The sequence below is a fragment of the Shinella sp. HY16 genome, from assembly GCF_028534175.1.
GTDB lineage: Bacteria > Pseudomonadota > Alphaproteobacteria > Rhizobiales > Rhizobiaceae > Shinella.
Genome location: NZ_JAHYXL010000002.1, coordinates 1215990 through 1241608 on the forward strand (window position 1 = coordinate 1215990; position 25619 = coordinate 1241608).

The following is a 25619-nucleotide window of genomic DNA, read 5'->3' on the forward strand; positions in this document are numbered from 1 at the left end:
CATTACACATGTATTTTTTAATTTACAAGAGTTTCATCGCCGCGGCGACGCCAGAAACAGGGCCGATTCATTCACGCTCGCCGACAAAGGTTGACTGCGGAACCCGGCTTTGGTTCCTCTGCCCCGACCACCCTGTCCGCCCGGCACACCAGTTCCAGACCCAGATGCCATCGGAAAACAAACATGAAGGCGCTCGCATTGCGCGTTCCGCCCGCTGCAGTCATCGTCAGCCTGCTCTCCGGGCGGGATAGGGCATGCATCTGGTGGCAACGACCGCTGCGGCCGCCGTCCATTTCAAACCGCACACATTCGTCGTTGGCATAGGGCCGAGGGCGGCGCTTGATCTTCTCGCTGTAGGTCCGACCTTCCAATGCGTAGGTCGCTTCTGCCGGCATCGGCCTGTCCGACATCGGCGGCAGCTACCTTTCACCGGCGACCCTCGAGACAATCGAGGCATGACTGCCGGACAAGTGGAAACATCCGGCCATCGGCACCATCTCGCAACGCATGCTCACGCTGACGCTGAAAGGCATGGAACGCGACGGGCTCGGTCGCTGGGCGATTGAAAAAGAGGCAGAAATCACTCGGGCACAGGAAGCCCTCGACCACTTGCCGGACGATTCCTGACGGCATCTTCCGGCAGAAGGACGTTCAACGGGCATAGCTCTCCTGCTCGGCCTTGGCCAGGGCCGCATATTCGCCCGCGAGATAGTCCATCAAGGCCCGCACGGAGGGGAGCAATCCACGGCGGGAGGGGAAGGCGGCGTGGATGATGCCGCTGCGCGGCGCCCATTGCGGCAGGATGTCGATGAGCCGGCCGGCCGCCAGGTCCTCCTGCACGACCATGGTCGGGAACTGGCACACGCCGATGCCGGACAGCGCGGCCTGGCGGAGCGCCACCATGTCTTCCGTCACCAGGCGCGGATCGTGCGGCACGGTCGCTGTTGCGCCTTGTGGCCCTTCCAGTCGCCACTCGTGTCCGCCGGTGGAAGGTCCCCAGGATAGGCTCGGCATGGTCGTAAGATCCGCCGGAACCAGCGGCCGGGAGAAACACCCCTCCACGAGGCTGGGACTTGCGACGAGCCGCTGGGTGCTCTCGGCAAGCTTGCGGACCACGAGATCGCTGTCGCCGAGGGGCGGGAAACGCACGCGAATGGCGATGTCGAACCCCTCCTTGATGACATCCACACGCCGGTTGGTACTTTCGAGATGCACATGGACCTGAGGGTGCCTGGCCATGAAGCGGGCGATCATCTCACCCACCTGGAAATAGATGACCGAGGACGGGCAGCTGACCTTCACCGTGCCGCGCGGTTCGGCACGCATGCGCTCGATTACCTCCTGGGCGGCCTCCGCCTCGACGACCATCGCCAAACAATGACGATAGAACTCCTGGCCGATCTCGGTCACCATGAACTGCCGCGTGGAGCGTTGCACGAGGCGGACGCCGAGGCTTTCCTCCAGAAGGCCGATGCGGCGGCTAAGCCGTGAACGCGGCATGCCAAGCTTGCGGGCAGCGGCGGAAAAGCCGTTCTGCTCGACCACGTCAACGAAAAAACGGAAGTCGTTGAGATCTTGCATCTCCGCTCCATTGTCCTGAATTCAGGACATACTAGCACGACATTGCCGTCTACTGCCAGATTTGGTGCAGCCGTATATTGAGTTCAACAGATTGCCCAACGGCAAATCCCAAGGAGCCATATCCTATGAGAAAGATCCTCGGCATCTACAGCAGCCCGGCCCAGCACTGGGTCGGTGATGGTTTTCCGGTCCGCTCGATGCTGTCGTATGCAACGCTCGGCGAGCATGTCAGCCCGTTCCTGCATCTCGATCACGCCGGCCCGACCGCCTTCCCGCCCGCTGACCAGCCGCGTGGCGTCGGGGCCCATCCGCACCGCGGCTTCGAGACCGTGACCATCGTCTATGAGGGCGAGGTCGAACACCGCGACTCGACCGGTGCGGGCGGCGTCATCGGACCGGGCGACGTGCAGTGGATGACCGCCGCGGCCGGCATCCTGCACGAGGAATTCCATTCACCCGCCTTCACCCGTCAGGGCGGCACGCTCGACATGGTCCAGCTCTGGGTCAACCTGCCAGCAAAGGACAAGGATGCCACGCCCGGCTACCAGCCACTGCTCGATCGCGACATTCCAGCCGTCACGCTTGCCGACGAGGCCGGCCGCCTGCGGGTGATCGCCGGTGCCTATCAAGGTCACAAGGGACCGGCCCGCACCTTCTCGCCGATCGACCTGTGGGACCTCAGGCTGAACCAGGGCAAGGACGTTTCACTCGACCTGCCCGAGAGCCACACGGCCGGGTTCGTCGTGCCGCGCGGCTCCGTTCTGGTGAACGGCGCGTCGGTGGCCCGCGGCGGCCAGTTCGTGTTGCTCGACCGCAAGGGCGGCGCCTTCAGCCTCGAGGCCGAAAGCGATGCAACGGTTCTGGTGCTGAGCGGTGCGCCGCTCGGCGAGCCGGTCGCCATGCGCGGTCCCTTCGTCATGAACACGCCGGAAGAACTGCAGCAGGCTTTCGCAGATTTCCGCGCCGGCAGGTTCGGCACGATCGCCGCCTGACCCCAAGCTTGCCCTCGGTGCCTCGCCCGAAGCAAACCGGGCCGGAGATATCTCCGGCCTCCCTCCACCTGCAACCGCAACCAAGGAGAAATGACATGAGCACTCCCGCAAACTTCAACGGCCAACGCCCGGTCATCGATGTCGACGACGCCGTCATGCTGCTGATCGACCACCAGAGCGGCCTGTTCCAGACCGTCGCCGACATGCCGATGCCGGTCCTGCGCAACCATGCCGCAGCGCTCGCCAAGATGGCGACGCTGTCCAAAATGCCGGTCGTCACCACCGCATCCGTGCCGCAGGGCCCGAACGGCCCGCTGATCCCGGAAATCCACGAGAACGCCCCGCATGCCACGTATGTGGCCCGCAAGGGCGAGATCAACGCCTGGGACAACCCGGACTTCGTGGCCGCCGTCAAGGCGACCGGCCGAAAGACCCTGATTATCGCCGGCACGATCACCAGCGTCTGCATGGCCTTCCCTTCGATCAGCGCAGCCTATGACGGCTACAAGGTGTTCGCCGTGGTCGATGCCTCCGGCACCTATTCCAAGATGGCGCAGGAGATCACCCTGGCCCGCGTCGTGCAAGCCGGCGTCGTGCCGATGGATACGGCCGCTGTCGCCTCCGAGCTGCAGAAGACATGGCACCGTGACGACGCCCAGGAATGGGCGAACATCTACACCAAGATCTTCCCGGCCTATCAGCTGCTGATCGAGAGCTATCTCAAGGCGCAGGACGTCGAGAAGAACCACGAACAGCTCGACTCTCAGCGCGGCTGACCTCCAAGGAAAGGCGGCGGGGAAACCCGTCGCCTTTCCAGCAGCATGCTTGACCGTCCCCCCACGCCATTCATCGAGGATATCGACGATGATGAAATCTATGTTCGCAGCCACAACGCTTGCCTCGGTCGGTTCAATCCTGCTTGCCGGCGCGGCTTTTGCAAACGGACCGGATCTCGTTCTCCACAACGCCACCGTCCTCACGATGGACGCCGAAAGGCCACGGGCCAGCGCGTTGGCGATCACCGGTCAGCGCATCACGGCCATCGGCGGGGACGAGGCAATCAAGGCCCTGGCCACCGGGGGGACGCGCGTCATAGACCTTGAGGGAAAGACCGTCATCCCCGGCCTTGTCGATACGCATATCCACGCCATCAGGGGCGGCCAGACCTACACGTTCGAAACCTACTGGTATGGCGAAACGAGCCTACCGGCGGCCCTGGAAACGCTGCGGAAAACGGCGCTTGGACGTGGCGAGAATGAATGGGTTGCCGTCGTCGGCTCCTGGCTTCCTGAGCAATTCGACGAGAAGCGAGCTCCGACCGTCACGGAGCTGACGCAATCTGTTCCGGACCATCCGGTCTACATCCAGTACCTCTACGACTACGCCCTCGTGAATGCCAAGGGCATGGAGGCGCTGAAACTCGACAGCGCCGACCCTGCCGTCCCGCCCGGCATTACCATCGAGCGCGGCCCGGACGGCAAGGCGACAGGCAAGCTGCTCGGACATATCGGTTCCTACAACGCCCTTTTCGCACAGATTGCGGCGCAGGATGAACCGCATAGGAAAGCCAGTCTGCAAGCCTTCTTCACCGCGCTCAACAGCGCCGGCATGACCGGCTTCATCGATCCTTCGGCAGGGCCCGCCTCCAGCTATGAAACGCTCTTCGCTCTGCAGCGCGAAGGCAAGCTCACCATCCGCGCCGGCTACCGGATCCCCGCCATGAAGCCGGGCGAGGAAGCGCAATGGTTTCGTGACGTCATGGCGTTCCGCCAACCGCATTATGAGGCAGGTCTCGTCAGCTTCGTCGGCATCGGCGAATCCATCGTCGCCGCCATGAACGACGGCGTGCAGATGGGGCCGGGCTTTGCCCCGTCGAAGGAGGCCAGAGATGCGCTCCGGACCGTCGCGGAGTTTGCTGCCGAGCGGCATATTCCACTGGAAATACATGCCTATACCGACGATGCCGCAGGCGCGATCCTCGACGTTTTCGAGGGTGTCGACAAAAACCATCCGCTGAAGGACCTGCGCTGGGCCATAGCCCACCTCAACACCGGCTCGGAGCGTACGCTGGACCGAATGAAGGCGCTCGGTCTGTCCTTCACGGTCCAGATGGGACCCTACTTCGAGGGCCCGGCCATCCGGGAGGCGAATGGCGAAGCGGTCGCGGCCAGCTCGCCACCGACACGCGGGGCTCTCGATCGGAGCATCCTCGTCGCCGGCGGTACGGATTCAACACGCATCGGCGTCTTCGGCGTCTGGCAGGCCATCGAATATCACGTGACCGGCCGGTCGCTGGGCGGCGCCATCCAGAAACCGGAGCGCCAGCGTCTCTCGCGGGAGGAGGCCCTGCAGCTCTACACGCGGAACGCGGCCTGGATCGGTTTTGCAGAGCAGCAACGGGGCGTGCTTGCCGAGGCAAAGTTGGCAGACCTTGCGGTGCTCGACAAACCGTTCCTCGGCATGCCGGCGGAGGAGATCGACACCATCCGTTCTCTGCTGACCATCGTCGATGGCAAGGTCGTACACGACCGCCTCGCCGCCTCGCCGGCGGACGCTCGATAACTGGAACTGACGAGGGGCAGATTGGTCGATGGAACCCTTATCAAAGTCCTCGGACCTCAATCGAAACACATATGAGAGACCACGCTCGAAGATTCAAAGACTCCGCTGATCATTCAACCGCTCGCAACGCTTTACCGCAACCTGACGCCGCTCGGCTACACGGTGCTGCGCACGATTGCAGGCGCTATGATTGCCACCTTCGGCGCCTCAAAGCTATTCACCGAAGACGGCGCGCAGATGGATATCGACATCATCCGGCAAATCGGCTTCGAGCCAGCTGAGATCTGGGCCTCCTTCGTCATCTGGCTTGAATTTCTAGGCGGCATTGCGATTGCGATCGGCTTACTGACCCGTCCTTTTGCGGCGATGTTCGTCGGACTGTTTGGCGTGATCCTCATCACCGTCATGATCCCTCAGGGTGTGAACTATCAGTTGTTCGCCCTGTGGTTTGCCGCCTTTTTCTATATCGCTCTGAGGGGTGGCGGCGGGATGTCACTCGACCGGCTGATAGGCCGCGAACTCCGACCGCGCGCCATCGACAGCCGGTCAGCACCCTGGCGATCTGGTCGCGATGGACGCACCCGGTTATCTATAGACACATCCTGCCCATCGGAACGACACAGGCCACTGAGCCGACCAGGCATAGAAAATCTTGCTTCATACATCGTCAGGCGCCCGATACGAACTATGGTGGAGGCGACCTGATACTTTCCGTCTCTATGCGCGGGCCTAGGCTGACTGCGCGACATGAAGGTTCCGGTATCGTCCGTTCCTGCGGGCGATGAGGTCCGCATGGCTTCCGCTTTCGACGATGTGGCCGTCATCGACGACGAGGATGCGGTCGGCATTGGCGATGGTCGCCAGGCGATGCGCGATGACCAGCGTCGTGCGTCCGGCCGAAAGTTCGGCCAGCGATTGCTGGATCGCGCGCTCCGTCTGCGTATCCAGCGCCGAGGTCGCCTCGTCGAGGATCAGGATCGGCGGGTTCTTCAGGAAGATGCGAGCGATCGCAAGCCGCTGCTTCTGCCCGCCGGAGAGCTTGACGCCGCGCTCGCCGATGACGGTGTCGAGACCGTCAGGAAGATTGGCGATCACGTCGTCGAGGCGCGCGCGCCTGGCAGCCTCGATGATCTCCGCCTCGCCCGCTCCCAGCCGGCCATAAGCGATGTTCTCGCGCACCGTGCCGGCGAACAGGAAGACGTCCTGCTGCACGATGCCGATGTTCGAGCGTAGCGACTTCAGCGTCATGTCCCTGATGTCGGTGCCGTCGATACTGACGACCCCGCCGGTCACCTCATAGAAGCGTGGCAGCAGCGAGCAGATCGTCGTCTTGCCGGCACCCGAAGGACCGACGAAGGCCACCGTCTCGCCCGCCTTCACCGAAAGGTCGAGTCCGGAAAAGAGCGGCCGCCCGGCAGCATAGCCGAAGCCAACGCCGCGATAGTCGATATCGCCGCGAAGGCGGCTGACCGCCGTCGCGCCGGGCCGGTCGGTGATGTCGGGCTCGGTGTCGAGGAACTGCGTGTAGCGCGTGAAGCCGGCAATGCCCTTCGGATAGGTCTCGATGATCGAATTGATCTTGTCGATCGGCCGGAAGAACACGCCGACCAGCAGCAGGAAGCCGACGAAGCCGCCGGCCGACAGTTCGCCGCGCGTGACGAACCAGGCGCCCGCCAGCATCACCACCACCTGCACGAAGCGCATGGAAAGATAGGAGAGCGACAGGGACGCCGCCATCACCTTGTAGGCCTGAAGCTTGGTGACGAGATAATTGCGATTGCTCTCGGCAAAGAGCTCGCGCTCGTGGTCCTCGTTGGCGAAGGCCTGCACGACGCGGATGCCGCCGACATTCTCCTCGATGCGGGCGTTGAAGTCGGCGACGCGGCCGTAGAGCGCATGCCAGTTGGCGGTCATGCGCGCACCGTAATGGGCGGTGACGAAGGCGGTCAGCGGCACGACAACCGCGGTGATGAGGGCGAGCGGCACATGAACCCAGAGCATGAGGGCGAAGGCGCCGATCAGCGTCATGACCGCGATAAAGAGATCCTCCGGTCCGTGATGGGCGACCTCGCCGATCTCTTCGAGATCCTTCGTCAGCCTTGCCACGAGATGGCCGGTCTTCTGGTTGTCGAAATAGCCGAAGGAGAGTTTTTGCAGGTGATCGAAAGCCTTGCGGCGCATCTCCGCCTCGATGCGGATACCGAGCATGTGGCCCCAATAGGTGACGATGACCTGCAGGCCGGCATTGAAGAGATAGATGAGGAAGAGGCCGACGGCGGCGAGCGCGACGAGATCGAGCCGGCCGGTCGGCAGCAGGCGGTCGATGAACAGCGTCACCGCGACGGGAAAAGCCAGTTCCAGCAGACCCGCCGCCACCGCCGAGGAGAAATCCAACGCGAACAGGCCACGGTGCGGGCGGTAGTAGGACGCAAAACGCTTCAGGAGATCAGGCATAGGCAGGCGGGCTTTCGTTGTGGTGCTCATCGGATAAGACGATCGACGGCGCCGCTTCTACCACACAAGCCACTTCTTTTTGTTGGCCGGTCGCCGGCGACACCCCTTTGGCACCACCGTCGACACTCGCCGTAGCGTCCATGCCCGCGCATCGGCGCGCTGTTTCGCACCCTGCATTGCCGAAGCGCAACAGCGCGCCGTGGCGGCCGTTCAATCTCTCCGGCGCCGGACAGCGGCAAGGTTTGCCGGCGTGCGGCGGGACCGTGTGCCGGCCAGCATGGTCTCGAGCCAGGGATAGGCGCTGACGATGACAATCCCGGCCACGACGCCAGCCGTGCCGATCGCGAATTCTGGCGTCAGCGGTTCGCCCAGCAGGAGAACGCCCAGCAGGACGCCGAAGACGGGCGTCATGAAGGAAAAGACACCGAGTTGCGAGGCACGATACTGGGTCAGCAGCCAGAACCAGGTGAGGAAGCTGAGGAAGGAGACGACGACCGCCTGGAAGGCGATGTTCAAAAGCAGCGGCCCTGACGGCACGATGCCCGCCTCGCCCGCCAGCACCGCCGCCCCCGTCAGGGCAAGGAAGGCGGTGGCGAGCTGGTAGAACAGCACATGGGTGGCCGGCGCCGTGCTCAGCCGCGTCGTCCGGATCAGGACCGTCGTCAGCCCCCAGGCCGCGCCCGCCAACAGCGCCAGACCGTCGCCCCACAGCATAGCGCCGAGATCGGCGGGGCCCTGCCCGCTGCCCTGCGGCGCGAGGAAGGCGAAGGCGATACCGGCCGTCGCCACGGCTATGCCGCCCCACTGCACCGCGGAAAGGCGCTCCGAAGGGAGCTTTCCATGCAGGCCGAGCGCCGCGAAGATCGGCGCGGTATAGAGAAAGACCACGACATGGGAGGCAGACGTATGCTTCAGCGCCTCACCGACCAGAAAGAACTCCACGGCAAACAGCAGGCCTGCGAGAATGCCCAGGCCGGCCGTTCTGCCCCAGAACTCCAGGCGCTGCCGGCGCGCGCAAACAAGCGCAAAGACGAGCATGGCGGCGATCCCCGATCGCAGGCCGATCTGCAGGACCGGCGCGGCAAAGACGGCCGTGGACTTCAGGCCGATCTGCTGGAAGGCCCAGATGAGGCAGACGGCGACCATGATGCCGACCGCGGTGACGTCGATAGATTTGCGGCTGTCCAAGATGCGTGCTCCGATGATGCGGCTGGGATAGCATTTGGCAGATAAGGCGGATATAATGAGTTCATGACAGTCGGTATCGAGAGCCTGACAGGCAACCGGGCGGACCGCGGTGCACATTTCCGCGACGTGCCCTTTCGCAGTGCCCTGCCCCACCCGCTCTACTTCCGCTCCGCGCAGATGCCGCAGAACGCCACCTATCCGCAGCACAGCCATCCCTGGGGCGAATTCGTCTATTCCTACAGCGGCATGATGGAGGTGAGCCTGAAGGACGGGCACTATCTCGCGCCGCCGCAATATGCCGTCTGGCTGCCGCCGGACATCGAGCACCGGGGGCTGAACCGGCATGCCGCGGTGCACTGCTCGCTCTATGTCGATCCCTCGCTGTGCGGACGCCTGCCGCAGGAAACCACCGCTCTCGAAGTCAGCCCGCTTCTGAGGGCCATGCTCGAGCACCTGCGCGCCGGAGATGGTGCAGACCCGGGCGCGGCGGAGCACCTGCGCTTTCTCCAGGTCGTCATCGATCTCATCGCGGCAGCGCCGCGGGTAGGAACCTACCTGCCGTGGTCGACAGACCCGGCGCTTGAAGCCGCGCTCGCCCGTCTTCAGGACAACCCAGCCGACAACCGCTCCCTTGCCGAGCATGCGCGGCTGGCGGGACTGGCAGAGCGGACCCTCATCCGCCGCTGCCTGCGCGATCTCGGCATGCCGTTCACCGAATGGAAGCAGCGTCTGCGGGTGGTGCAGGCCATGTCGATGCTGGAGGCGAACGACACCGTCGAGCACATTTCCGCCGCCCTCGGCTACAGCAACGCCTCGTCCTTCATCGCGATGTTCAAGCGCATGACGGGCGTAACGCCGGACGACTACCGCGTCTCGGCGCGGTGAGGCGCATCGGCATGCTGCACGGCCTTCAGGCCGGGGCTTTTATGGTCCTGCGACCATAGGCGACGAGGCTGAAGCCGGTCGCGTACATCAAAAGGCCGAACAGGGCGGGCGGCACGGCGATTTCCGGCGAATGCATCATCGTGATCGCAAGGACCATGCCGATCGCCGCGTTTCGAATACTGATGGAAAGGGTCACCGTGACCGCCTCGGCAGCCGAAAGGCCGAGGGCGCGCGATCCCAGGAGGCCGACTGCGACGGCGCAGATAACGAGGGCGATGACGGCCGGCCCTGCGCTGACGAGGATCTCCACCCATCGTTGATAGACCGAAATGCCGATACCGACGATCAGGGCGACGAGCACCAGGAGGCCGAATGCGCCGACCAGTTTTTCGGCACGCGCGGCAAAACCGGGGGCCTTCTGCCGGATGCCCATGCCGACCATCACCGGAAACAGGATGATGGCGATCATCACCCCGATCGTGCGCAACACCGGAAGGTAAACCCGGGCATCGCCCTGGCTGAAGCGCTCGATCGCGAAATTGGCGAAAAGCGGCAGCGTCGCGATGGCCACCAGGCTGCCGACGGCGCTCAGGGCAATCGACAGGGCCAGGTCTCCCCTTGCAAGATAGGAGAACAGGCTGGACGTGGTGCCGATCGGGCAGGCGGCGACGACGACGAGGCCGACGGCGATTTCCGGCGGCAGGCCCATGACCGTGGCGAGCACAAGGGCCACCAGCGGCATCACCAGGAGCGCGGCGACGATACCCCAGACCAGGGCCTTCGGCTGCGTGGCCACACGCTGGAAATCGACCGGAGCAAGCGTCATGCCGATGCCGGTCATGATGATAAACACGGCGATCGGTAGGCCGATGTCAATGAGGGCGGACTGTTCCATGCAACGGCTCTTTCCAACAGAGGCGCGGCGGTCCGGCCTGGCCGCCTAGCTTTGCTGCATCCGTCTTCCGAATGCAACCGGCGTGACGGGAACCTGCCACGCCGGCAATGCGCATCTTGGTCCCCTTGAGGTCGTCGACCGACTTGATTTCATTGCGGAACCAGCCCCCCATCTGCGCACCGGTGCCACCGCCCGGCTTGCCGACGATGCCGTATTCCGACAGGAACTCGTCGTACAGTTCGTTGCCGCCGCCGTGGTAGAGCCAGGCGTTCTGCTGACGGGCGTTGAGGCCGAAGGGGATCGTCGACCCGATCGCGAAGGTCGGGTTCTTGCCGGTGAAGTAGTAGCCGCAGGTGTGGGCGATTTCCACGGTGTTGCTCTGCACCGCGTCGATCGCCTGCGGACCGGGCACCAGTTCACCCGCCTGGAAGACCTGGATCTGGAATTTGCCCTCAGTCATCTTCGACAGCGCTTCGGCCATGACGACGGCCCCGCCGTAGATGGTGTCGAGGTTGTTCGGAAATCCAGAGGTCAGGCGCCATTTCAGGGTCGGAAGGTCCTGGGCGATTGCGGGTGCAGCGAGTGACGCGCCGGCGACCGCTGCTGCGCCGCCGAGTGCGCCCTTGGTCAGAAAATTACGGCGGTTCAAGATATCAGTCATCGTTTCCTCCTCAGGTGGCTGCGTGGTCCGGCCTGCACGGATGTGCGTCCGGATTGTTGGTTGGGGTCAGTTGGACTGTGCGGGTTGGCCGAAGCTGGGCTGCGGCGACCCGAATTCAGGCGTCTCCGTTCCAAAGGACGGCGTCGAACTGTCGCCGGACGTTTCGGGGGCGCCAAAGGGCTGCGTCGGTGTTCCGAAAGGATTTTCGCCCTCTGCGCCGGGCATCGGTACGTTCAGCTTGATCGCTGCAGGATCGACGGCTGCCTGGCCGGACTTGTAGTGGGTGACAAGACCCGGGAACGCGACGACGACGGCAACCATGAACAGCTGGATCCCGAGGAACGGCAAGGCCCCCATGTAGATCTGGCCCGACGTCACCGGCTGGATGGTCGCTCCGGTCACTCTGTCCTTGTAGGCGCGACTGGGGGCCACGGAACGCAGATAGAACAGCGAAAAGCCGAAGGGCGGGTGCATGAAAGACGTCTGCATGTTGATCGCCAGCATCACGCCGAACCAGATGAGATCGATGCCGAGCGCATCGGCGACCGGCGCCAGAAGCGGGATGATGATGAAGGCCAGCTCGAAATAATCGAGGAAGAAGGCCAGGAAGAAGACCAGCAGGTTGGCGACGATAAGAAAGCCGATTTCCCCGCCAGGGATCGAGGTCATCAGATGCTCGACCCAGATATGGCCGTCGACGCCATAGAATGTGAGCGAGAAGACGCGTGCGCCGAGCAGGATAAAGATCACGAAGGACGACAGTTTTGCGGTGGCGTAAAGCGCCGACTTTATCATGGCGAGATCGAGTCGGCGGTTGCTGGCAGCCAGAATGAGCGCGCCGACCGCACCCATGGCGCCGCCTTCGGTGGGCGTCGCAAGGCCGATGAAAATCGTGCCAAGCACCAGGAAGATCAGCACGAGCGGCGGCACCAGCGATGTGACCACCTTGCGGGCGAGCTTCCATCCGCGCAGCGTGCGGGCCTCCGGCGGCAGCGCCGGGACACTCGAAGGCTGCAGATAGGACATGAAAATGATATAGCCCGCATAGATCGCGACAAGCAGCAAGCCGGGCACCAGTGCGCCCTTGTACATGTCACCGACCGAGCGGCCGAGCTGATCGGCAAGGATGATCAGCACCAGGCTCGGCGGGATGATCTGCGCCAGGGTCCCGGACGCCGCGATCGTGCCGGCTGCCACGCGCCGGTCGTAGCCGTAACGCAGCATGATCGGCAGCGAGATCAGCCCCATCGAGATGACCGAGGCCGCGACAACGCCGGTGGTGGCCGCAAGAATGGCGCCAACGAAGATTACCGCGAAGGCAAGCCCGCCACGGATCGGGCCGAACAGCTGCCCGATCGTATCAAGCAGATCCTCCGCCATGCCGCTTCTCTCCAGGATCAGCCCCATGAAGGTGAAGAAGGGAATGGCCAGCAATGTTTCGTTCGACATCTGGCCGAAGATCCGGTCCGGTATGGCGCCGAAGAGGTTGATCGGCAAAAGGCCCATTTCGATGCCGATGAAGCCGAAGCCGAAGCCGACGAAGGCCAGTGCAAAGGCGGCGGGATAGCCCATCAGCAGCACGACGATCAGCGACAGGAACATGATGGGCGCGAGATTTTCCGCGAAGAAAGCAAACATGGATACGGGCTCCTGGCGTTAGAGCGTCTGGGCGTCGGCGTCGGCAAGGGCCGTCGCATCGGGCATGTCGCCCCGCAGGATCGCGATGCGCTTGATCAGCTCTGAGACGCCTTGCAGCGCCAGCAGGCCGAAGCCGAGGGGGATCAGCGCCCAGACCGGCCAGAGCAGCAGGCCACCGGTGTTGTTCGACACCTCGCCGCTCAGAAACTTCGAGATCACGATCGGCCAGGAGAGGTAGATGGTGATCAGGCAGAAGGGAAACAGGAAGAAGAGCGTGCCGAGGATCTCGACCCAGAGCTGGACCTTGCGCGGCATATGGCCGTAAACCAGATCGACCTTGACGTGCTCGCTGCTCAGCAGCGTATAGGCGGCCGCGATCAGGAAGACAGCGGAAAACAGATACCACTGCGCTTCCAACCAGGCGTTGGAACTCAGGTTGAACAGTTTGCGTGTGACGGCATTGACGGCACTGATCAGCACCGCAACAAGCAACAGCCACGACACCGACTTTCCAATAAACGTGTTGAGCGCGTCGACAGCGCGCGACAGCGACAATAGGCCGGACATGATGAATTCCTCCCCAGCCGGCACCCTCCGCCGACCGTCGCGGGGAGTCGTATGGCGTCCTTGTGAGGGGAACAAGATAGGCAGGGTCGCCAAATAAAAACGCCTACCCAGTAGTGGGTAGGCGCCGACATCAGCTGTCTGGGGGACTAAAACCGCTGTCGATCGCGTAGCGAATGAGACCGGCAGTCGTGGAAATTCCGAGCTTCTTCTTGATGTTCTTGCGATGTGTTTCGACCGTCGCCTCGGAAAGGGAAAGCGACTGGGCGATCTCGCGGTTGCTCTTGCCGGATGCCAAAAGCATCAGCACGTCGTGCTCGCGGGTGGTCAGCGGATTGGCCGGCTCGTTCGGCCGGCGTTCGAGAAGAACGTCGGAAACGCCGGACGAGAAATAGGTCCGCCCTGCGGCAACGGTCTCGATCGCCGTAACGATCTCGTCCGTGGAAACGTCCTTGAGGATATAGCCAGACGCACCGTGCAGCACCGACGCCGAGATGTATTCGCGGCTGTCATGCATGGACAGCATCACGATGCGGCAGTCCGGCAGCTTCGCCTTGAACAGCTCGATGGCTTCGATGCCGCTGAGTTTCGGCATGTTGATATCGATCAGCACCACCGCCGGATTGGTCCTGATCGCGACTTCCAACCCCGTCAGCGCCAGCCCCGCCGTGCCGACGACCTCTATGTGCGGGAAGGTTTCGAGCACGGCGCGAAGACCGTCGAGAACCAGCGGGTGGTTGTCGATGAGGACAACCTTGATCGGTTTGATCCCGCTCATGCGGCCTCCACCTGTTTTTCCGCACTGGCATTGGCCGAAAGCGGCATCATCGCGGTCAGCACCGTTCCATCCGACGTGCTCCTGACCATCAGGATGCCACCGAAATGCGCCATACGCTCCTGCATGTTGCGAAGGCCGAGACCACCTTGGTGGCCGTCCCGGATTCCGCCGGCAGCTTCTTCAAAACCGTTGCCGTCATCGGCGACCGTCATGCGCATACGGCCACGGGCGCTCCAGAGCTTGATCTGGACTTTCCCGGCGCCGGAATGGCGCTCGATATTGTTCAGTGCTTCCTGCGCCACGCGGTAGAGAGCGGTGCTCGCCTCGGGCTTCAGCCTGTCCTTGCCGGCATCAGCCTCCAGCACGGTGTGGATGCCGGTCCGTTCGGAAAAATGGTTGCTGAGCGCCGTCAGGGCCGCCGTCAGGCCAAGGTCGTCCAGCGCAGGGGGTCTCAGATCGTGCGACAGCCGACGAACCTCCTTGATGGCGCCGTTCAGGGCCTCCACCCCTTTTTCAATGGCACCGGACGCATCGTCGGTGTGGTTGCGGACCTTTCGGCCCGCAAGGTCGATGGCATAGCGTACACCGACGAGGTTCTGCGATATGCCGTCATGCAGTTCACGGGCGAGCCGCGCGCGCTCTTCTTCCTGCGTGTCGATGATACGCTGCGTCAGCGCCTTGAGCTTGCCGTCCGCCATGCGCCGCTCGCGCAGCGTGACGAGCATGCACGTGGCGAACACCACCATCACGGCCGGTACAGCGATGAATGCGACAACGAGGAAGGTGTGGCCGATCTTTTCGCGAAGGTCCGCTTTCGCTGCCGCCGTCTGAGCGAAGACATCATCGAGATAGACGCCTGTTCCCAGCATCCACTGCCACTTGTCGAGCCCCATGGCAAAGGACATGAGAGCGGCGGTGGAAAAGTCGGCCACGGTAGCGGCGGAATAGTCCAGCCGCGGGCGGAGTAAAATCCGGCCACCTATTTCCTTTCTGCAATGAACGCAGGAGGGACAGGGGATCTACACCGTGGAACTTTATTTGAGGGTTCGCCTGGCTGTTTCCGAAGGGATGACGCAGCGTCAGGCAGCTAAGCATTTCAACGTATCGCGCGACAGCGTGGCCAAGATGCTGTCGTATTCGACACCGCCTGGCTATCAGCGACGTTCGCCGATCCGTCGTCCGAAGCTGGATGCATTCGTTTCGACGATCGAGCAGTGGCTGGAAGCTGACATGGTGATGCCGCGCAAGCAGCGGCATACTGCCAAACGGGTTTTCGACCGGCTTCGTGACGAGTGCGGCTTCACCGGCGGCTACACTATCATCAAGGATTATATGCGCGAGCGGGATCAACGCCGCCAGGAGGTGTTCGTGCCGCTGTCGCATCCACCGGGCCATGCGCAGGCCGATTTCGGCGAAGCGACGGTGGTAATCGGCGGTATCGAGCAGAAGGCACGCTTCTTTGTGCTGGATCTTCCTCATAGCGACGGATGCTATGTGCGTGCCTATCCTGCGGCAGTGGCCGAAGCCTGGGTGGATGGTCATGTCCACGCCTTTGCGTTCTTCGGGGCCGTGCCGCAGTCGATCGTCTATGACAATGACCGTTGCCTTGTCGCCAAGATCCTGCCCGACGGAATACGCAAGCGGGCAGCGCTGTTCAGCGGCTTCCTGTCCCACTACCTGATCCGGGATCGCTACGGCCGTCCGGGAAAGGGCAACGATAAAGGGAATGTCGAGGGTCTCGTGGGCTATGCCCGTCGCAACTTCATGGTACCGATCCCACAATTCCCGACATGGGATGCGTTCAATGCTTTTCTGGAAGAGCAGTGCCGCAAACGCCAGCGCGACAAGCTGCGGGGCGAGAGCGAGACGATTGGCGAACGGCTGCAGCGCGATCTTGCGGCCATGCGTCCCTTGCCGGCGTCGCCGTTTGATGCCTGCGACCAGGCCAGCGCTGTTGTGACAGCCCAGTCGCTCGTCCGCTACAAGACCAACGACTATTCCGTACCGGTCGCCTACGGCCATCAGGACGTCTGGGTCCGGGGCTATGTCGATCAGGTGGTGATCGGCTGTCGCGGCGAGATCATCACGCGTCATCCGCGATGCTGGGAACGGGAAGACGTCGTCTTCGATCCCATTCATTACCTGCCGCTGATCGAGCAGAAGATCAACTCCCTGGATCAGGCGGCTCCGTTGCAGGGCTGGGATCTGCCAGACGAGTTCGCGACGCTGCGCCGGCTGATGGAAGGCCGCATGGCCAAGCATGGGCGGCGGGAATACGTGCAGGTTCTGCGCCTGCTGGAAAGCTTCGACCTTGCCGACCTGCATGCGGCCGTTAAGCAGGCCATTCAACTCGGCGCGATCGGCTTCGATGCGGTCAAGCATCTGATCCTGTGCCGGGTCGAGCGCCGGCCACCACGACTGGACCTGGCGATCTATCCCTACCTGCCGAGGGCGACGGTCGAGAAGACGTCTGCAAAGGCGTATATGCGCCTCCTGTCGTCTGATGCGGGAGAAGCGGCATGAGCAGCGACGCGCCAGAGATCCTGCTTGGCCACTATCTCAAAACCCTCAAGCTGCCGACCTTCCAGCGCTAGCACCAGAAGCTGGCTCGGCTATGCGCCACCGAAGGCGTCGATCACGTCGGCTACCTGTTCCGGCTTGCCGAACGGGAAATGATCGAACGGGACCGCCGCAAGGTCGAACGTCGGATCAAGGCGGCCAAATTCCCGGTCGTCAAAAGCCTCGACAGCTTCGACTTCACAGCCATCCCCAAGCTGAACAAGATGCAGGTGCTAGAGCTTTCCCGTTGCGAATGGATCGAGCGCCGCGAGAACGTCATTGCGCTGGGCCCGAGCGGCACGGGAAAGACGCATGTCGCTCTCGGCCTCGGCCTGGCCGCCTGCCAGAAGGGCCTGTCCGTCGGCTTCACGACGGCGGCGGCCCTGGTCAGCGAGATGATGGAGGCGCGTGATGAGCGGCGTCTGCTTCGGTTCCAGAAGCAGATGGCAGCCTACAAGCTGCTCATCATCGACGAGCTGGGTTTTGTGCCGTTGTCGAAGACCGGGGCGGAATTGCTGTTCGAGCTGATCTCGCAACGCTATGAGCACGGTGCCACCCTGATCACCAGCAATTTGCCCTTCGATGAATGGACGGAAACACTGGGATCCGAACGTCTCACCGGCGCGCTGCTCGATCGCATCACCCACCACGTCAACATCCTCGAGATGAACGGCGACAGCTATCGTCTCGCACAAAGTCGCGCCCGAAAGGCCGGCTGAAACGCTCCTGAAAAAATCGCCGCGCCGGCCTGAGACCCCCGCTCGGGCTATGCCCTCCCGGCGGTCTCAGGCCGGCGCCACAGTGGCCGACTTTTGCTCCGCCCCGTGGCCGGTTTTTACTCCGCCGTTGACAGTAGATTGTCGTGGATGACAAATCCTCCTTCTCGCCAATAGACGTCGGCGTATTTCTTCGCCGTGGCGCACAAGATCGCTAGGACGAGGTGGAGTTGTGGCCGCAAGCCTTGCCGGAGCTGTCATGCGTATGCATGATGCGCAAGACAGAGGGACCACATGCAAGGCCAATCCACCATCAGAAAGCCGACCAACCTGACACTCGATCCATCTTTGCTGATGGAAGCAAGATCGTTTGGGATAAACCTGTCGGAAGCGGCAGAGGCCGGTTTGCGACGCGCCGTCGCTGACGCGAAGGCCCGGGCATGGCAGCGCGAGAACGCCGACGCTCTGGCCAGCTCGAACGCATGGACCGAGGCGCACGGCTCGCCCCTGGATCAATACCGACAGTTCTGATGGCACGCTGTGATGTCCATGCCAATCCGGGCGGAACAGGTTATGTGCTCGATGTTCAGGCGGATGTTCTGCACGAGTTGAACACGCGGATCGTGGTGCCGCTGCTACCTTCGGCGCAGGCGCCGCTGCCAGCCAAACGCCTCAATCCAGTATTTGCTATCGGGGACGAACCCCACACCATGGTCACTCAGTTCATGGCGGCCATTCCCCGTAAATTGTTGCGAAACCCGGTCACCAGCCTTGCGGGGCAGGACGCCGAAATCATGCTTGCCCTCGACATGGTGCTCGTCGGGTTTTGAGGCACCTGCGCCTGTATTACGGGCTTGTCACATCAACTTAGTTTAGCCGGATGAGGCCGCTGCTGTATAATTCAAGCAATCGTTCCGGTCACAGCCTTCCCGTAGCCATTCACACCTCCTGGTTTCGGGTGTTGCAGCGCCCGGCTGAATCTACGTATCCTACAAGTCCTGACACTTGGCTTATGTAACAAGCCCCCGCACGGCTTCAAATGGCGAAGCGGTCCATCACGAAATCCGGGCGCGCGCCGTGGAGGCCGGCAAGGGCGGTGAGATCGGCCTCGGTGCTTTCGGCGAGGATGCCCGTCCGGACGAGGCAGGAGGCGAGCCCCGCGCCGGCGGCGCCGGCAATGTCGTGTTCCAGGCTGTCGCCGATGCAGACGATCCGGTCGGCCGGAAGACCGTCGAGCAGCGCCTGCGCCTGCCGGTAGATTGCCGGATGGGGTTTGCCGAACCAGCGCACCGGCCCACCGAGGTCCTGGTACGCCAGCGCGATGCTGCCGGCGCCGGGCGCCGTGGTGCCGCCGCTTGCGAGCTTGTGCCGGTCGGGATTGGTGCAGTAGCAGGGCACGCCGCGCCGGGCGGCGGGGGCGAGGCGGCGGCGGTAGTCCGCCATCGGGACACGATCAGCCTCGCTGCCGGAAACAATCACGATATCGGCCAAGGCCACATCAACGACGCTCTTGAAACCGAGACGGTCGGCAAGGTTGCGGTCGCCCCCGCTGGAAATCGTCAGGCATCGCGTCCCGACCGCAGAACCGGCGGTCTCGCCGGCAAGGATGTCGTAGGCGACATCGCCGGAGGTGAGGAAACGGTCGAAGCCCGCCCGGTCGAAGCCGAGCTTGACGAGCCGCTCCGCATTGTAGTCGCCGCTGCGGCCGGAATTGGACAGCACGATGACGGTCTTGCCCAGTGCCTTGAGGCGCAGCAACGCATCATTGGCCCCGGGATAGGCGCCGTCCTCGTCCCGGAGCACGCCGAACTGATCGACGAGGAAGGCATCGTAGCGGGCGGCCAGCGCCGCCAGGTCGGTCTGCGGGGCAAGGCTCATGGCCAGCGGTCCTTTCCGGCAAGGACGAGCGCCGCCGTGCCGACAGCGGCTTCCGCCGAATTCGACGGCAGGAAGGGGACGCCAAGCGCCGCCTCCCGCATGCGGGTCCAGGCCGGATTGGCCGCGCCGCCGCCGACCGAGCGCACCGAGCGTACGCGGGGGCCGCCGAGCGCGGCCAGCCGCGCATAGCCCGACGCCTCGATCCCCGCGATACCCTCGAGGATCGCCTGGAAGAAAACGACGTCATCGACCGGGCGCGGCTCCAGCTGCGGCACAAGGGCAGGATCGTTGACGGGGAAACGCTCGCCCGGCCGCAGCAAAGGGTAGTAGGCAAGGCCGGTCGGCCTGTCCGGCCGCAGCAGCGCGGTCATCGCCTTCACCTGCATGTCGTCAAACAGGCTGCGGATGACCGCACCGCCGGAATTCGAGGCCCCTCCGGCGAGCCAGAAATCGAGGATGCGATGCGAATAGATACCGTAATCCGCCGCATCGATCGGCTCCGCCGAAGCAAGCTTGACGACCAGCGTCGAACCGAGTGCGGTCACGCCGTCGCCGACGGATGCGGCGCCCGTCGCAAGGAACGAGGCGCAGCCATCCGTCGTACCGGCGTGGTAGCGGCAGCCATCCGGCAGACCGAGGGCCCGGCCCGCCGCGCCGACGGTCGCCAGCGGCGCACCTGCGCGTTTCACCTTCGGCAAGAGGCCGACATCCATGCCGCAGGCTTCGATCCAGTCCGGCCAGCGCTCCGCGGCGAGATCGTAGCCCGTCTTCAAGGCGTTGTTCTCGTCGCTTGAAGGCGCGGCCAACCCAAGCTGCAGGAGGACCCAGTCCGCCTGGTGCACGACGGCGTGGACGCCGGCCTGGCGCGAAAGATAGATGGCCCGGGCGAGCGGCGAGGTCACACCCCGCGCCGGACTGTCCGCCGGCGCAAAAGCCGCGACCCGATCGAGGATGGCTCGGTCGGGACAGGGATCGTTGTACATCAGTGCGTCGCCAAGCGGCGTGCCGTCGGCATCGATGGCGAGCACCGTACCGGAGGTGCCGTCGACCGCGACGCCGGTTATGGCGACAAGCGAGCCGCGCGCGGCAAGTTCGCCGAGACACGCGCGGACACCGGCCCGCCACGCGGTGGGCAAGCGGCCGGCCGCGGCATCCGGGAATGGCGAGGACGCCATGTCGACACGCGTGCCGTCGGCGGCAAGGGCCGCGGCGCGCACGCCGGACGTGCCGAGATCGATGCCGAGCGCGACGGCGGGTCCGGGCGCCGCGCTCATGCCCGCTGGCTCGCCTTGCGGTCCAGCGCCTGACGGTACTGTTCGGCCTCCCAATGGGTCAGTTCATATTCCTGGTCGCTACCAAGATGGACGATAGCTGCCCCATCCGGCACGCGCGACACAACTTCCGCCAGGCAGCGTGCCATGACGAGGCCGCCATCGGTAAGCGCGTCGGCAAGCAGCACACCCTGATCGGGCACAAGCAACATCTTGGGCATATCGAGCCCGCGCGCGCCCCGCGTCCGCGCATAGGCCGTCACGCTCTCGCCCGCGCCGAGCACACCGATCTCCGTGCCGAGGAAGATGACATGGTCGGGATAGAGCGAACCGCCCGTGGCGACAGCGATGTTGGCGGGGTGGAGCGCAGTCTTGTGGCTTCCGGCATCCTCGGCGACGTGAAAGGGGGCGCCTTCGATCAAGGTTTGAAGATGCGCGGCGTTCCCCGACACCGTTGCCCGCTCATCCACCGAGAGGGCCGCGGTCACGCAGGCGATGCGCGTACGCACCTCCTCTACCGTCTCCCCGGCAACGATGATGCCATGGTTGTAGAGGATCAACACGTCCGGCCGGTTCGCGGCGACGCGATCGATCTCGTAGGCGAGCGGCGTGCCGGGGCGGCGGTAGGGAACGGTCGCCCAGGCAAGATCGGGCAGCGCGGCCATGCGCTCGGCGAGGATTTGCTCCCGCCCGGCCAGCACGGAAAGAGCGATAGCGTTGACACAGTGATAATGCGCGACGACGGTCTGCGGCAGCACCGCATGAAAGCTCGTCTCGATCGACGGGCGCAGGCCCGAAGCGTTGAGCGCCGCTACAACGAAATCCGTCGCCTTTTCCGCGCTCGGGTCCCGCGCCCTGAGCGCCGCCACCAGCGGCGCAACCTCGACCGGCACCATGATGTCCTGTTCGCCAGCATGGGCAAGCCAGGTACCGGAAGCCTTCACCCACATCACGCCGTCACACTTGAACGAGGTGTTTCCACCGGCACCCTGTGTTTTCAGGATGTCGCTGCCGATCTCCCTCGAGAGCGCGAGAAATGCTTCGAAGGCCGCCTTGTCCTCCGCCCGAATGCCCGAAGCCATGCAGCCCCTCCTCTAGACAGTCCACCACCCGCTTTCCGGCTCACCGGAATCTGAGCGAACTTTTCTCAAGATGGTATTCATGTGATCGCAGATCGTCAACAGTGAAGAATTTTCGTCACCATTCTTGATAACCATACATTATTGTGATTATCTTTGTTCATCGGCGAGGGAGACGCCGGGAGGATCAGCCGTGAACGACACCGAGCGCCACAAGGCCATCATCGATCTTCTGCGCGAGACGCCCTTCGCTTCGGTGCGGGATCTCCAGGAGCATCTCGGCGTGTCGCCCGCCACCATCCGCCGCGACATCGACAAGCTGCACGAGCTCGGCCGGGCGCGGAAAGTCTATGGCGGGATCTCCGCCAGCGAGGCGGCCGACAGTGGGCGCCTTTCGGCAAAACCCTATGACGAAAACCGCGACATCGCCGTGGAGGCAAAGCGGGCCATCGCCGCAACGGCGGCCGATCTCGTACGCGACGGGGATTCCATCATCGTGCATGCGGGCTCGACCTGCTATCAGCTCGGCATATTGCTCGCGCAGCGCAACCTGCGCATCTGGACCAATTCCATGCCGCTGGCCGCCCATCTCGGTGAGCACGGCACCTGCCAGCTCTCTCTTGCCGGCGGCGAACTCTATCGCGAACCGGGCATCATCCATGACAGCGCCGCCGGTTCGCCCGCCTTCTTCGCCTCGCGCTTCTTCCTCGGCACGCAGGGCATCAGCAGCAAGGGGCTGCTGGAATCACATCCGCTGCTGGTCAAGGTGATCGGCGAGCTGTCGGCCTGCGCCGACGAGATCGTGCTGCTCGCCGACAGCCGCAAGTTCTCCATCCAGCCGCGCAACGTCGCGCTGCCACTCTCGCGCATCGGCACGATCATCACCGATGACGGCCTGACGGACGCCGCCGCCAGGATGCTGGAGGATGCCGGCGTCACCATCCTGATCGCACGGACGGGAGGGACCAGTTGAGCATCGCCCCCATCGCCGTCTTCGATCTCGGCAAGACAAATTCCAAGCTCTTCGTCATTTCCAGCGAAGGAAAGGTCATCGACGAGGCACGTACCCGCCCGGTCTGGCGGGACGAGGCTGACCTACACGTTCTGGATGATGCGGCGCTTCTTGCCTGGATGAAGGGGGAGCTTGCCCGCATCGTCGCCGGCTATGGTGTCGACCGCATCATCTTTTCCGGTCACGGCTGCACCTTCGCGCTGGCCGCCGGCGACGCGCTTGCCCACCCCATCCTCGACTACGAGCAGGAGCCGCCCACCGAAATCGCCGCCCGCATCGACGCCATGGCGCCGGATTTCCGCGAGACCTTCTCGCCTCCGCTGCCCCTCGGCTTCAACTATGGACGCCACCTCCTCTGGCTGGACGCGCGTAAACCGGGCCTCCTTGAGAAGGCCGATGCAATCCTCGCCTATCCGCAATTCTGGAGCTGGACGTTTTCCGGCCGGAAGGTCTCGGAAGTCTCCTATCTCGGCTGCCATTCCAATCTCTGGGCACCGCTGAAGGACGATTTCAGCAGCCTCGTCGACAAGATGGGCTGGCGTGGCAAGATGCCTGGCTTTGCCCGCGCCGGCGCCGTGATCGGCACACACGCCGTCGCGCTCGGCGACGGCCGCACGGTGGAGATCGCGGTGCACAACGGCGTGCACGACAGCAATGCGGCCCTCTATTTCTACCGCTCGCTCGGCTTTACCGATTTCACGCTGGTCTCGACCGGCACCTGGGTGATCGTCTTCAATTCTGCAAGCCCGCTCGAACGGCTCGACCAGACACGCGACATGCTGGCGAATGTCACGGTCGATCGCCAACCGATCGCAACCATCCGCTTCATGGGTGGGCGGGAATATGACCTGGCGAGCGGCGGCTGGACGCGGCCGATCCGCGAAGAGGCGCTGGCATCCGTCATGGCAAAGCGCGCCTTCGCCTTGCCCTCCTTCACTGCCGGTGGCCCAGTGCCGGGCCACGCCGGGCACTTTTCCGGACCAACCGTCGAGAGCGAGGAACGCGCGGCCGCGGCCCTGCTCTATGTCGCGTTGATGACCGATCTTTCGCTCGATCTCATCGGCTCCGACAATACGATCGTTATCGATGGCGGGCTGGTAAAAACGGGGCTCTATGCTGCCATCCTCGCGGCCCTGCGCCCCGCGCAGACCGTGCACATCAGCGCCAACCCGGAAGGCAGCGCCTTCGGCGCGGCGGCCCTCGTCTTCGAGGACCGTGGCCACAACCCCTTCGTCAACGATTGCGCGGTCGCCACGCCGGCCGCCCTTGCCGAGCTCGACGCCTACAGGCGGGAATGGCGCCGGCAAGTCGAAGCGATGCAGGCCGCGCCCCGAAAGGAGAAGCGCGCATGACGGAACGGACGAACGCCCCTGCCCTTCTGGAGATGCGCGACATCAGCAAGACGTTCGGCGCATCGAAGGCCCTGTCACATGTGAACCTGACCGTGCATGCCGGCGAGGTGCATGCGCTGATGGGCGAGAACGGCGCGGGCAAGTCGACACTGATGAAGATCCTGTCGGGCGCCTATACGGCCGATCCCGGTGGCGCAGTACTGATCGGCGGGGAGCCGGTGACGCTCGGCGATCCGCTGAAAGCCAAGGCCCATGGCATCGCCGTCATCTACCAGGAGCTTTCGCTCGCCCCCAACCTGTCGGTGGCGCAGAACATGTTCCTCGGCAACGAGCCTGCGCGCTTCGGCCTTGCCGACCGCGCCGAGATGCGCCGGCGGGCCGAGCCCATCCTGAAACAGCTCGGCATCGGCTTTTCCCCCGCCCACCGCGTCGGGGAACTCTCGCTCGGCGAGCGGCAGATGGTGGAAATCGCGCGGGCGCTGACGACCAGGGCGCGCATCATCGTCATGGATGAGCCGACGACCTCACTGACGACGCGCGAGACCGACCGGCTGTTCGACGTCATCGCCCGGCTCAAGGCCGATGGCATCGCCATCATCTATATCAGCCACCGCATGGAGGAGATCTACCAGCTCTCCGACCGCGTCAGCGTGCTGCGCGACGGGGCCTATGTCGGCACGCTGGAACGGGCCGGCCTTTCCGCGAACACGCTGGTTTCCATGATGGTCGGCCGCGACCTTTCCTCGTTCTACAAGAAGGAACACCGGCAGGCCGAGGGTGCGCGCCCCGCCGTCCTGTCGGTGGACAATGTCGGCGACGGTGCGCGCGTGCACGACTGCTCCTTCGAGGTGCGGGCCGGCGAAGTCCTCGGTATCGCAGGCCTCGTGGGTTCGGGCCGTACGGAGCTTGCCCGTCTTGTCTACGGTGCGGACCGCCGGACGACGGGGACGGTGACGCTGAACGGCAAGGCGCTCGCGATCGCCACGCCGCGCGACGCGCTCGATGCCGGCATCGCCTATCTTACGGAGGACCGCAAGGCACTGGGCCTCTTCCTCGACATGTCGATCAGCGACAACATCAATATCGGCGTCATCGCTGAGGATGCGAAGGCCGGCGGCGTCCTGAACTTCGCCAGGGCACGGGACCGGGCGCTCGCGGCCGTCAAGGCCCTGTCAATCCGCACCCCCGGCACGCAGATCAATGTCGGCGCCCTATCGGGCGGCAACCAGCAGAAGGCGCTTCTGGCACGCCTCCTGGAGACGAAGCCGCGAGCAGTCATTCTCGACGAGCCGACGCGCGGTGTCGATGTCGGCGCCAAATCGGAAATCTACCGCATCATCGACGCGCTCGCCGAGAACGGCATTGCCGTGGTCGTCATCTCCAGCGACCTGCCGGAGATTCTCGGCATCGCCGACCGCGTCCTGGTGATGCGCGAGGGGCGCATCGCCGGCGAAGTGGCACAGCCGATCGAGCAGGAAGCGATCATGGCGCTGGCGACCGGCACAGCCGGCCAAGCCGCCTGACGAACGAGGCGAAACGCAAAGAACGGGACGG

Annotated in this window: 23 protein-coding genes and 3 pseudogenes; 12 read left to right on the top strand and 14 right to left on the bottom strand. The window is 64.0% G+C overall.

Translation table 11 applies throughout. The features are described from left to right. Positions 1-71: 71 nt before the first annotated feature. The gene (locus tag K0P03_RS26140; RefSeq protein WP_272791043.1) at positions 72-395 is read right to left on the bottom strand and encodes a hypothetical protein; all 324 of its coding nucleotides are present in this window, start codon (positions 393-395) and stop codon (positions 72-74) included. A 256-nt stretch (positions 396-651) separates the two neighbouring features. Further along, positions 652-1581, bottom strand: coding sequence for a LysR family transcriptional regulator (locus tag K0P03_RS26145; protein ID WP_272791044.1), 930 nt, complete (start codon positions 1579-1581; stop codon positions 652-654). A gap of 125 nt (positions 1582-1706) precedes the next feature. Here K0P03_RS26145 and K0P03_RS26150 point away from each other — a divergent pair, with 125 nt between their 5' ends. The 4 genes from K0P03_RS26150 (at position 1707) to K0P03_RS26165 (ending at position 5840) form a co-directional block, all read left to right on the top strand. After that, a complete protein-coding gene (locus K0P03_RS26150) occupies positions 1707-2573 on the top strand; it encodes a pirin family protein (protein ID WP_272791045.1) in 867 nt (288 codons plus the stop codon). Positions 2574-2668: 95 nt separating this feature from the next. After that, positions 2669-3349, top strand: a complete 681-nt coding sequence (locus tag K0P03_RS26155; RefSeq protein WP_272791046.1) for a hydrolase — start codon at positions 2669-2671, stop codon at positions 3347-3349. 88 nt (positions 3350-3437) lie between these two features. After that, positions 3438-5135 carry an amidohydrolase gene (locus K0P03_RS26160; protein ID WP_272791047.1) on the top strand — a complete coding sequence of 566 codons (1698 nt, stop codon included), beginning with the start codon at positions 3438-3440 and terminating at the stop codon, positions 5133-5135. Positions 5136-5297: 162 nt separating this feature from the next. Further along, complete coding sequence (locus K0P03_RS26165; RefSeq protein WP_272791048.1) at positions 5298-5840, top strand: DoxX family protein; 543 nt, start codon at positions 5298-5300, stop codon at positions 5838-5840. A 24-nt stretch (positions 5841-5864) separates the two neighbouring features. Here the strand turns inward: K0P03_RS26165 and K0P03_RS26170 are convergent, their stop codons facing one another. From K0P03_RS26170 to K0P03_RS26180, 3 genes are read right to left on the bottom strand one after another with little or no spacing between them, the layout of a single operon-like run. After that, positions 5865-7589, bottom strand: coding sequence for an ABC transporter ATP-binding protein (locus K0P03_RS26170; RefSeq protein WP_272791049.1), 1725 nt, complete (start codon positions 7587-7589; stop codon positions 5865-5867). Further along, positions 7582-7803: a hypothetical protein gene (locus tag K0P03_RS26175; protein WP_156334135.1), complete on the bottom strand. Its 222-nt coding sequence runs from the start codon at positions 7801-7803 to the stop codon at positions 7582-7584. Before K0P03_RS26175 ends, K0P03_RS26170 begins: the two co-directional genes overlap by 8 nt. Further along, positions 7800-8777 (bottom strand): DMT family transporter, encoded by a 978-nt coding sequence (locus K0P03_RS26180; protein ID WP_272791050.1) that lies wholly within the window; start codon positions 8775-8777, stop codon positions 7800-7802. Before K0P03_RS26180 ends, K0P03_RS26175 begins: the two co-directional genes overlap by 4 nt. A gap of 63 nt (positions 8778-8840) precedes the next feature. Between K0P03_RS26180 and K0P03_RS26185 the strand changes: the two genes are divergently transcribed. Further along, positions 8841-9662 (top strand): AraC family transcriptional regulator, encoded by an 822-nt coding sequence (locus tag K0P03_RS26185; protein WP_272791051.1) that lies wholly within the window; start codon positions 8841-8843, stop codon positions 9660-9662. A gap of 25 nt (positions 9663-9687) precedes the next feature. Here K0P03_RS26185 and K0P03_RS26190 read toward each other — a convergent pair whose 3' ends face one another. The 6 genes and pseudogenes from K0P03_RS26190 to K0P03_RS26215 form a co-directional block, all read right to left on the bottom strand. Continuing rightward, positions 9688-10557, bottom strand: coding sequence for a bile acid:sodium symporter family protein (locus tag K0P03_RS26190; protein ID WP_272791052.1), 870 nt, complete (start codon positions 10555-10557; stop codon positions 9688-9690). 91 nt (positions 10558-10648) lie between these two features. Further along, positions 10649-11218, bottom strand: a pseudogene (locus K0P03_RS26195) (twin-arginine translocation signal domain-containing protein); the annotation flags it as partial. Between the two features lie 66 nt (positions 11219-11284). Then, positions 11285-12856, bottom strand: a complete 1572-nt coding sequence (locus K0P03_RS26200) for a TRAP transporter large permease (protein WP_272791053.1) — start codon at positions 12854-12856, stop codon at positions 11285-11287. An 18-nt stretch (positions 12857-12874) separates the two neighbouring features. After that, positions 12875-13423, bottom strand: coding sequence for a TRAP transporter small permease subunit (locus K0P03_RS26205; RefSeq protein ID WP_130519225.1), 549 nt, complete (start codon positions 13421-13423; stop codon positions 12875-12877). 130 nt (positions 13424-13553) lie between these two features. Next, entirely contained in the window at positions 13554-14198 is a 645-nt protein-coding gene (locus K0P03_RS26210; RefSeq protein WP_272791054.1) for a response regulator transcription factor, read from the bottom strand. Continuing rightward, a pseudogene (locus K0P03_RS26215) lies at positions 14195-15103 on the bottom strand (histidine kinase); the annotation flags it as partial. The pseudogene K0P03_RS26215 and the gene K0P03_RS26210, both read right to left, overlap by 4 nt. Before the next feature lie 121 nt (positions 15104-15224). Between K0P03_RS26215 and istA the strand changes: the two are divergent. From istA to K0P03_RS26235, 4 genes and pseudogenes are all read left to right on the top strand, one after another. Beyond that, positions 15225-16721, top strand: coding sequence for an IS21 family transposase (gene istA, locus K0P03_RS26220; RefSeq protein WP_272791055.1), 1497 nt, complete (start codon positions 15225-15227; stop codon positions 16719-16721). Further along, positions 16718-17476: pseudogene (gene istB / locus K0P03_RS26225) on the top strand (IS21-like element helper ATPase IstB). Before istA ends, istB begins: the two are co-directional and overlap by 4 nt. Positions 17477-17767: 291 nt before the next feature. After that, entirely contained in the window at positions 17768-18004 is a 237-nt protein-coding gene (locus tag K0P03_RS26230; protein ID WP_272791056.1) for a type II toxin-antitoxin system CcdA family antitoxin, read from the top strand. After that, positions 18004-18303 carry a CcdB family protein gene (locus K0P03_RS26235; RefSeq protein ID WP_272791057.1) on the top strand — a complete coding sequence of 100 codons (300 nt, stop codon included), beginning with the start codon at positions 18004-18006 and terminating at the stop codon, positions 18301-18303. Before K0P03_RS26230 ends, K0P03_RS26235 begins: the two co-directional genes overlap by 1 nt. Before the next feature lie 205 nt (positions 18304-18508). Here K0P03_RS26235 and K0P03_RS26240 read toward each other — a convergent pair whose 3' ends face one another. Genes K0P03_RS26240 through K0P03_RS26250 form a run of 3 tightly spaced genes read right to left on the bottom strand, consistent with a single transcriptional unit; the run spans position 18509 to position 21704 of the window. Further along, positions 18509-19351 carry a TIGR01459 family HAD-type hydrolase gene (locus K0P03_RS26240; RefSeq protein WP_272791058.1) on the bottom strand — a complete coding sequence of 281 codons (843 nt, stop codon included), beginning with the start codon at positions 19349-19351 and terminating at the stop codon, positions 18509-18511. Next, positions 19348-20625 (bottom strand): FGGY-family carbohydrate kinase, encoded by a 1278-nt coding sequence (locus K0P03_RS26245; protein WP_272791059.1) that lies wholly within the window; start codon positions 20623-20625, stop codon positions 19348-19350. Before K0P03_RS26245 ends, K0P03_RS26240 begins: the two co-directional genes overlap by 4 nt. Then, positions 20622-21704 (bottom strand): class II aldolase/adducin family protein, encoded by a 1083-nt coding sequence (locus K0P03_RS26250; RefSeq protein WP_272791060.1) that lies wholly within the window; start codon positions 21702-21704, stop codon positions 20622-20624. The genes K0P03_RS26245 and K0P03_RS26250 overlap by 4 nt, the downstream gene beginning before the upstream one ends. Before the next feature lie 190 nt (positions 21705-21894). On the opposite strand from K0P03_RS26250, the gene K0P03_RS26255 reads away from it, so the two are divergent. From K0P03_RS26255 to K0P03_RS26265, 3 genes are read left to right on the top strand one after another with little or no spacing between them, the layout of a single operon-like run. Further along, the gene (locus K0P03_RS26255) at positions 21895-22674 is read left to right on the top strand and encodes a DeoR/GlpR family DNA-binding transcription regulator (RefSeq protein ID WP_023513124.1); all 780 of its coding nucleotides are present in this window, start codon (positions 21895-21897) and stop codon (positions 22672-22674) included. Beyond that, positions 22671-24065, top strand: coding sequence for an FGGY-family carbohydrate kinase (locus K0P03_RS26260; protein ID WP_272791061.1), 1395 nt, complete (start codon positions 22671-22673; stop codon positions 24063-24065). Before K0P03_RS26255 ends, K0P03_RS26260 begins: the two co-directional genes overlap by 4 nt. Further along, positions 24062-25588 carry a sugar ABC transporter ATP-binding protein gene (locus K0P03_RS26265; protein WP_272791062.1) on the top strand — a complete coding sequence of 509 codons (1527 nt, stop codon included), beginning with the start codon at positions 24062-24064 and terminating at the stop codon, positions 25586-25588. The genes K0P03_RS26260 and K0P03_RS26265 overlap by 4 nt, the downstream gene beginning before the upstream one ends. Positions 25589-25619 lie beyond the last annotated feature (31 nt).

Coding starts and splice junctions, on each gene's coding strand:
- K0P03_RS26245 (WP_272791059.1), bottom strand. CDS start 20,625: ATGAGCGCGGCGCCCGGACCCGCCGTCGCGCTCGGCATCGATCTCGGC.
- K0P03_RS26170 (WP_272791049.1), bottom strand. CDS start 7,589: ATGCCTGATCTCCTGAAGCGTTTTGCGTCCTACTACCGCCCGCACCGT.
- K0P03_RS26230 (WP_272791056.1), top strand. CDS start 17,768: ATGCAAGGCCAATCCACCATCAGAAAGCCGACCAACCTGACACTCGAT.
- K0P03_RS26150 (WP_272791045.1), top strand. CDS start 1,707: ATGAGAAAGATCCTCGGCATCTACAGCAGCCCGGCCCAGCACTGGGTC.
- K0P03_RS26265 (WP_272791062.1), top strand. CDS start 24,062: ATGACGGAACGGACGAACGCCCCTGCCCTTCTGGAGATGCGCGACATC.
- K0P03_RS26250 (WP_272791060.1), bottom strand. CDS start 21,704: ATGGCTTCGGGCATTCGGGCGGAGGACAAGGCGGCCTTCGAAGCATTT.
- K0P03_RS26190 (WP_272791052.1), bottom strand. CDS start 10,557: ATGGAACAGTCCGCCCTCATTGACATCGGCCTACCGATCGCCGTGTTT.
- K0P03_RS26235 (WP_272791057.1), top strand. CDS start 18,004: ATGGCACGCTGTGATGTCCATGCCAATCCGGGCGGAACAGGTTATGTG.
- K0P03_RS26145 (WP_272791044.1), bottom strand. CDS start 1,581: ATGCAAGATCTCAACGACTTCCGTTTTTTCGTTGACGTGGTCGAGCAG.
- K0P03_RS26155 (WP_272791046.1), top strand. CDS start 2,669: ATGAGCACTCCCGCAAACTTCAACGGCCAACGCCCGGTCATCGATGTC.
- K0P03_RS26205 (WP_130519225.1), bottom strand. CDS start 13,423: ATGTCCGGCCTATTGTCGCTGTCGCGCGCTGTCGACGCGCTCAACACG.
- K0P03_RS26160 (WP_272791047.1), top strand. CDS start 3,438: ATGATGAAATCTATGTTCGCAGCCACAACGCTTGCCTCGGTCGGTTCA.
- K0P03_RS26210 (WP_272791054.1), bottom strand. CDS start 14,198: ATGAGCGGGATCAAACCGATCAAGGTTGTCCTCATCGACAACCACCCG.
- K0P03_RS26140 (WP_272791043.1), bottom strand. CDS start 395: ATGCCGGCAGAAGCGACCTACGCATTGGAAGGTCGGACCTACAGCGAG.
- K0P03_RS26185 (WP_272791051.1), top strand. CDS start 8,841: ATGACAGTCGGTATCGAGAGCCTGACAGGCAACCGGGCGGACCGCGGT.
- K0P03_RS26200 (WP_272791053.1), bottom strand. CDS start 12,856: ATGTTTGCTTTCTTCGCGGAAAATCTCGCGCCCATCATGTTCCTGTCG.
- K0P03_RS26240 (WP_272791058.1), bottom strand. CDS start 19,351: ATGAGCCTTGCCCCGCAGACCGACCTGGCGGCGCTGGCCGCCCGCTAC.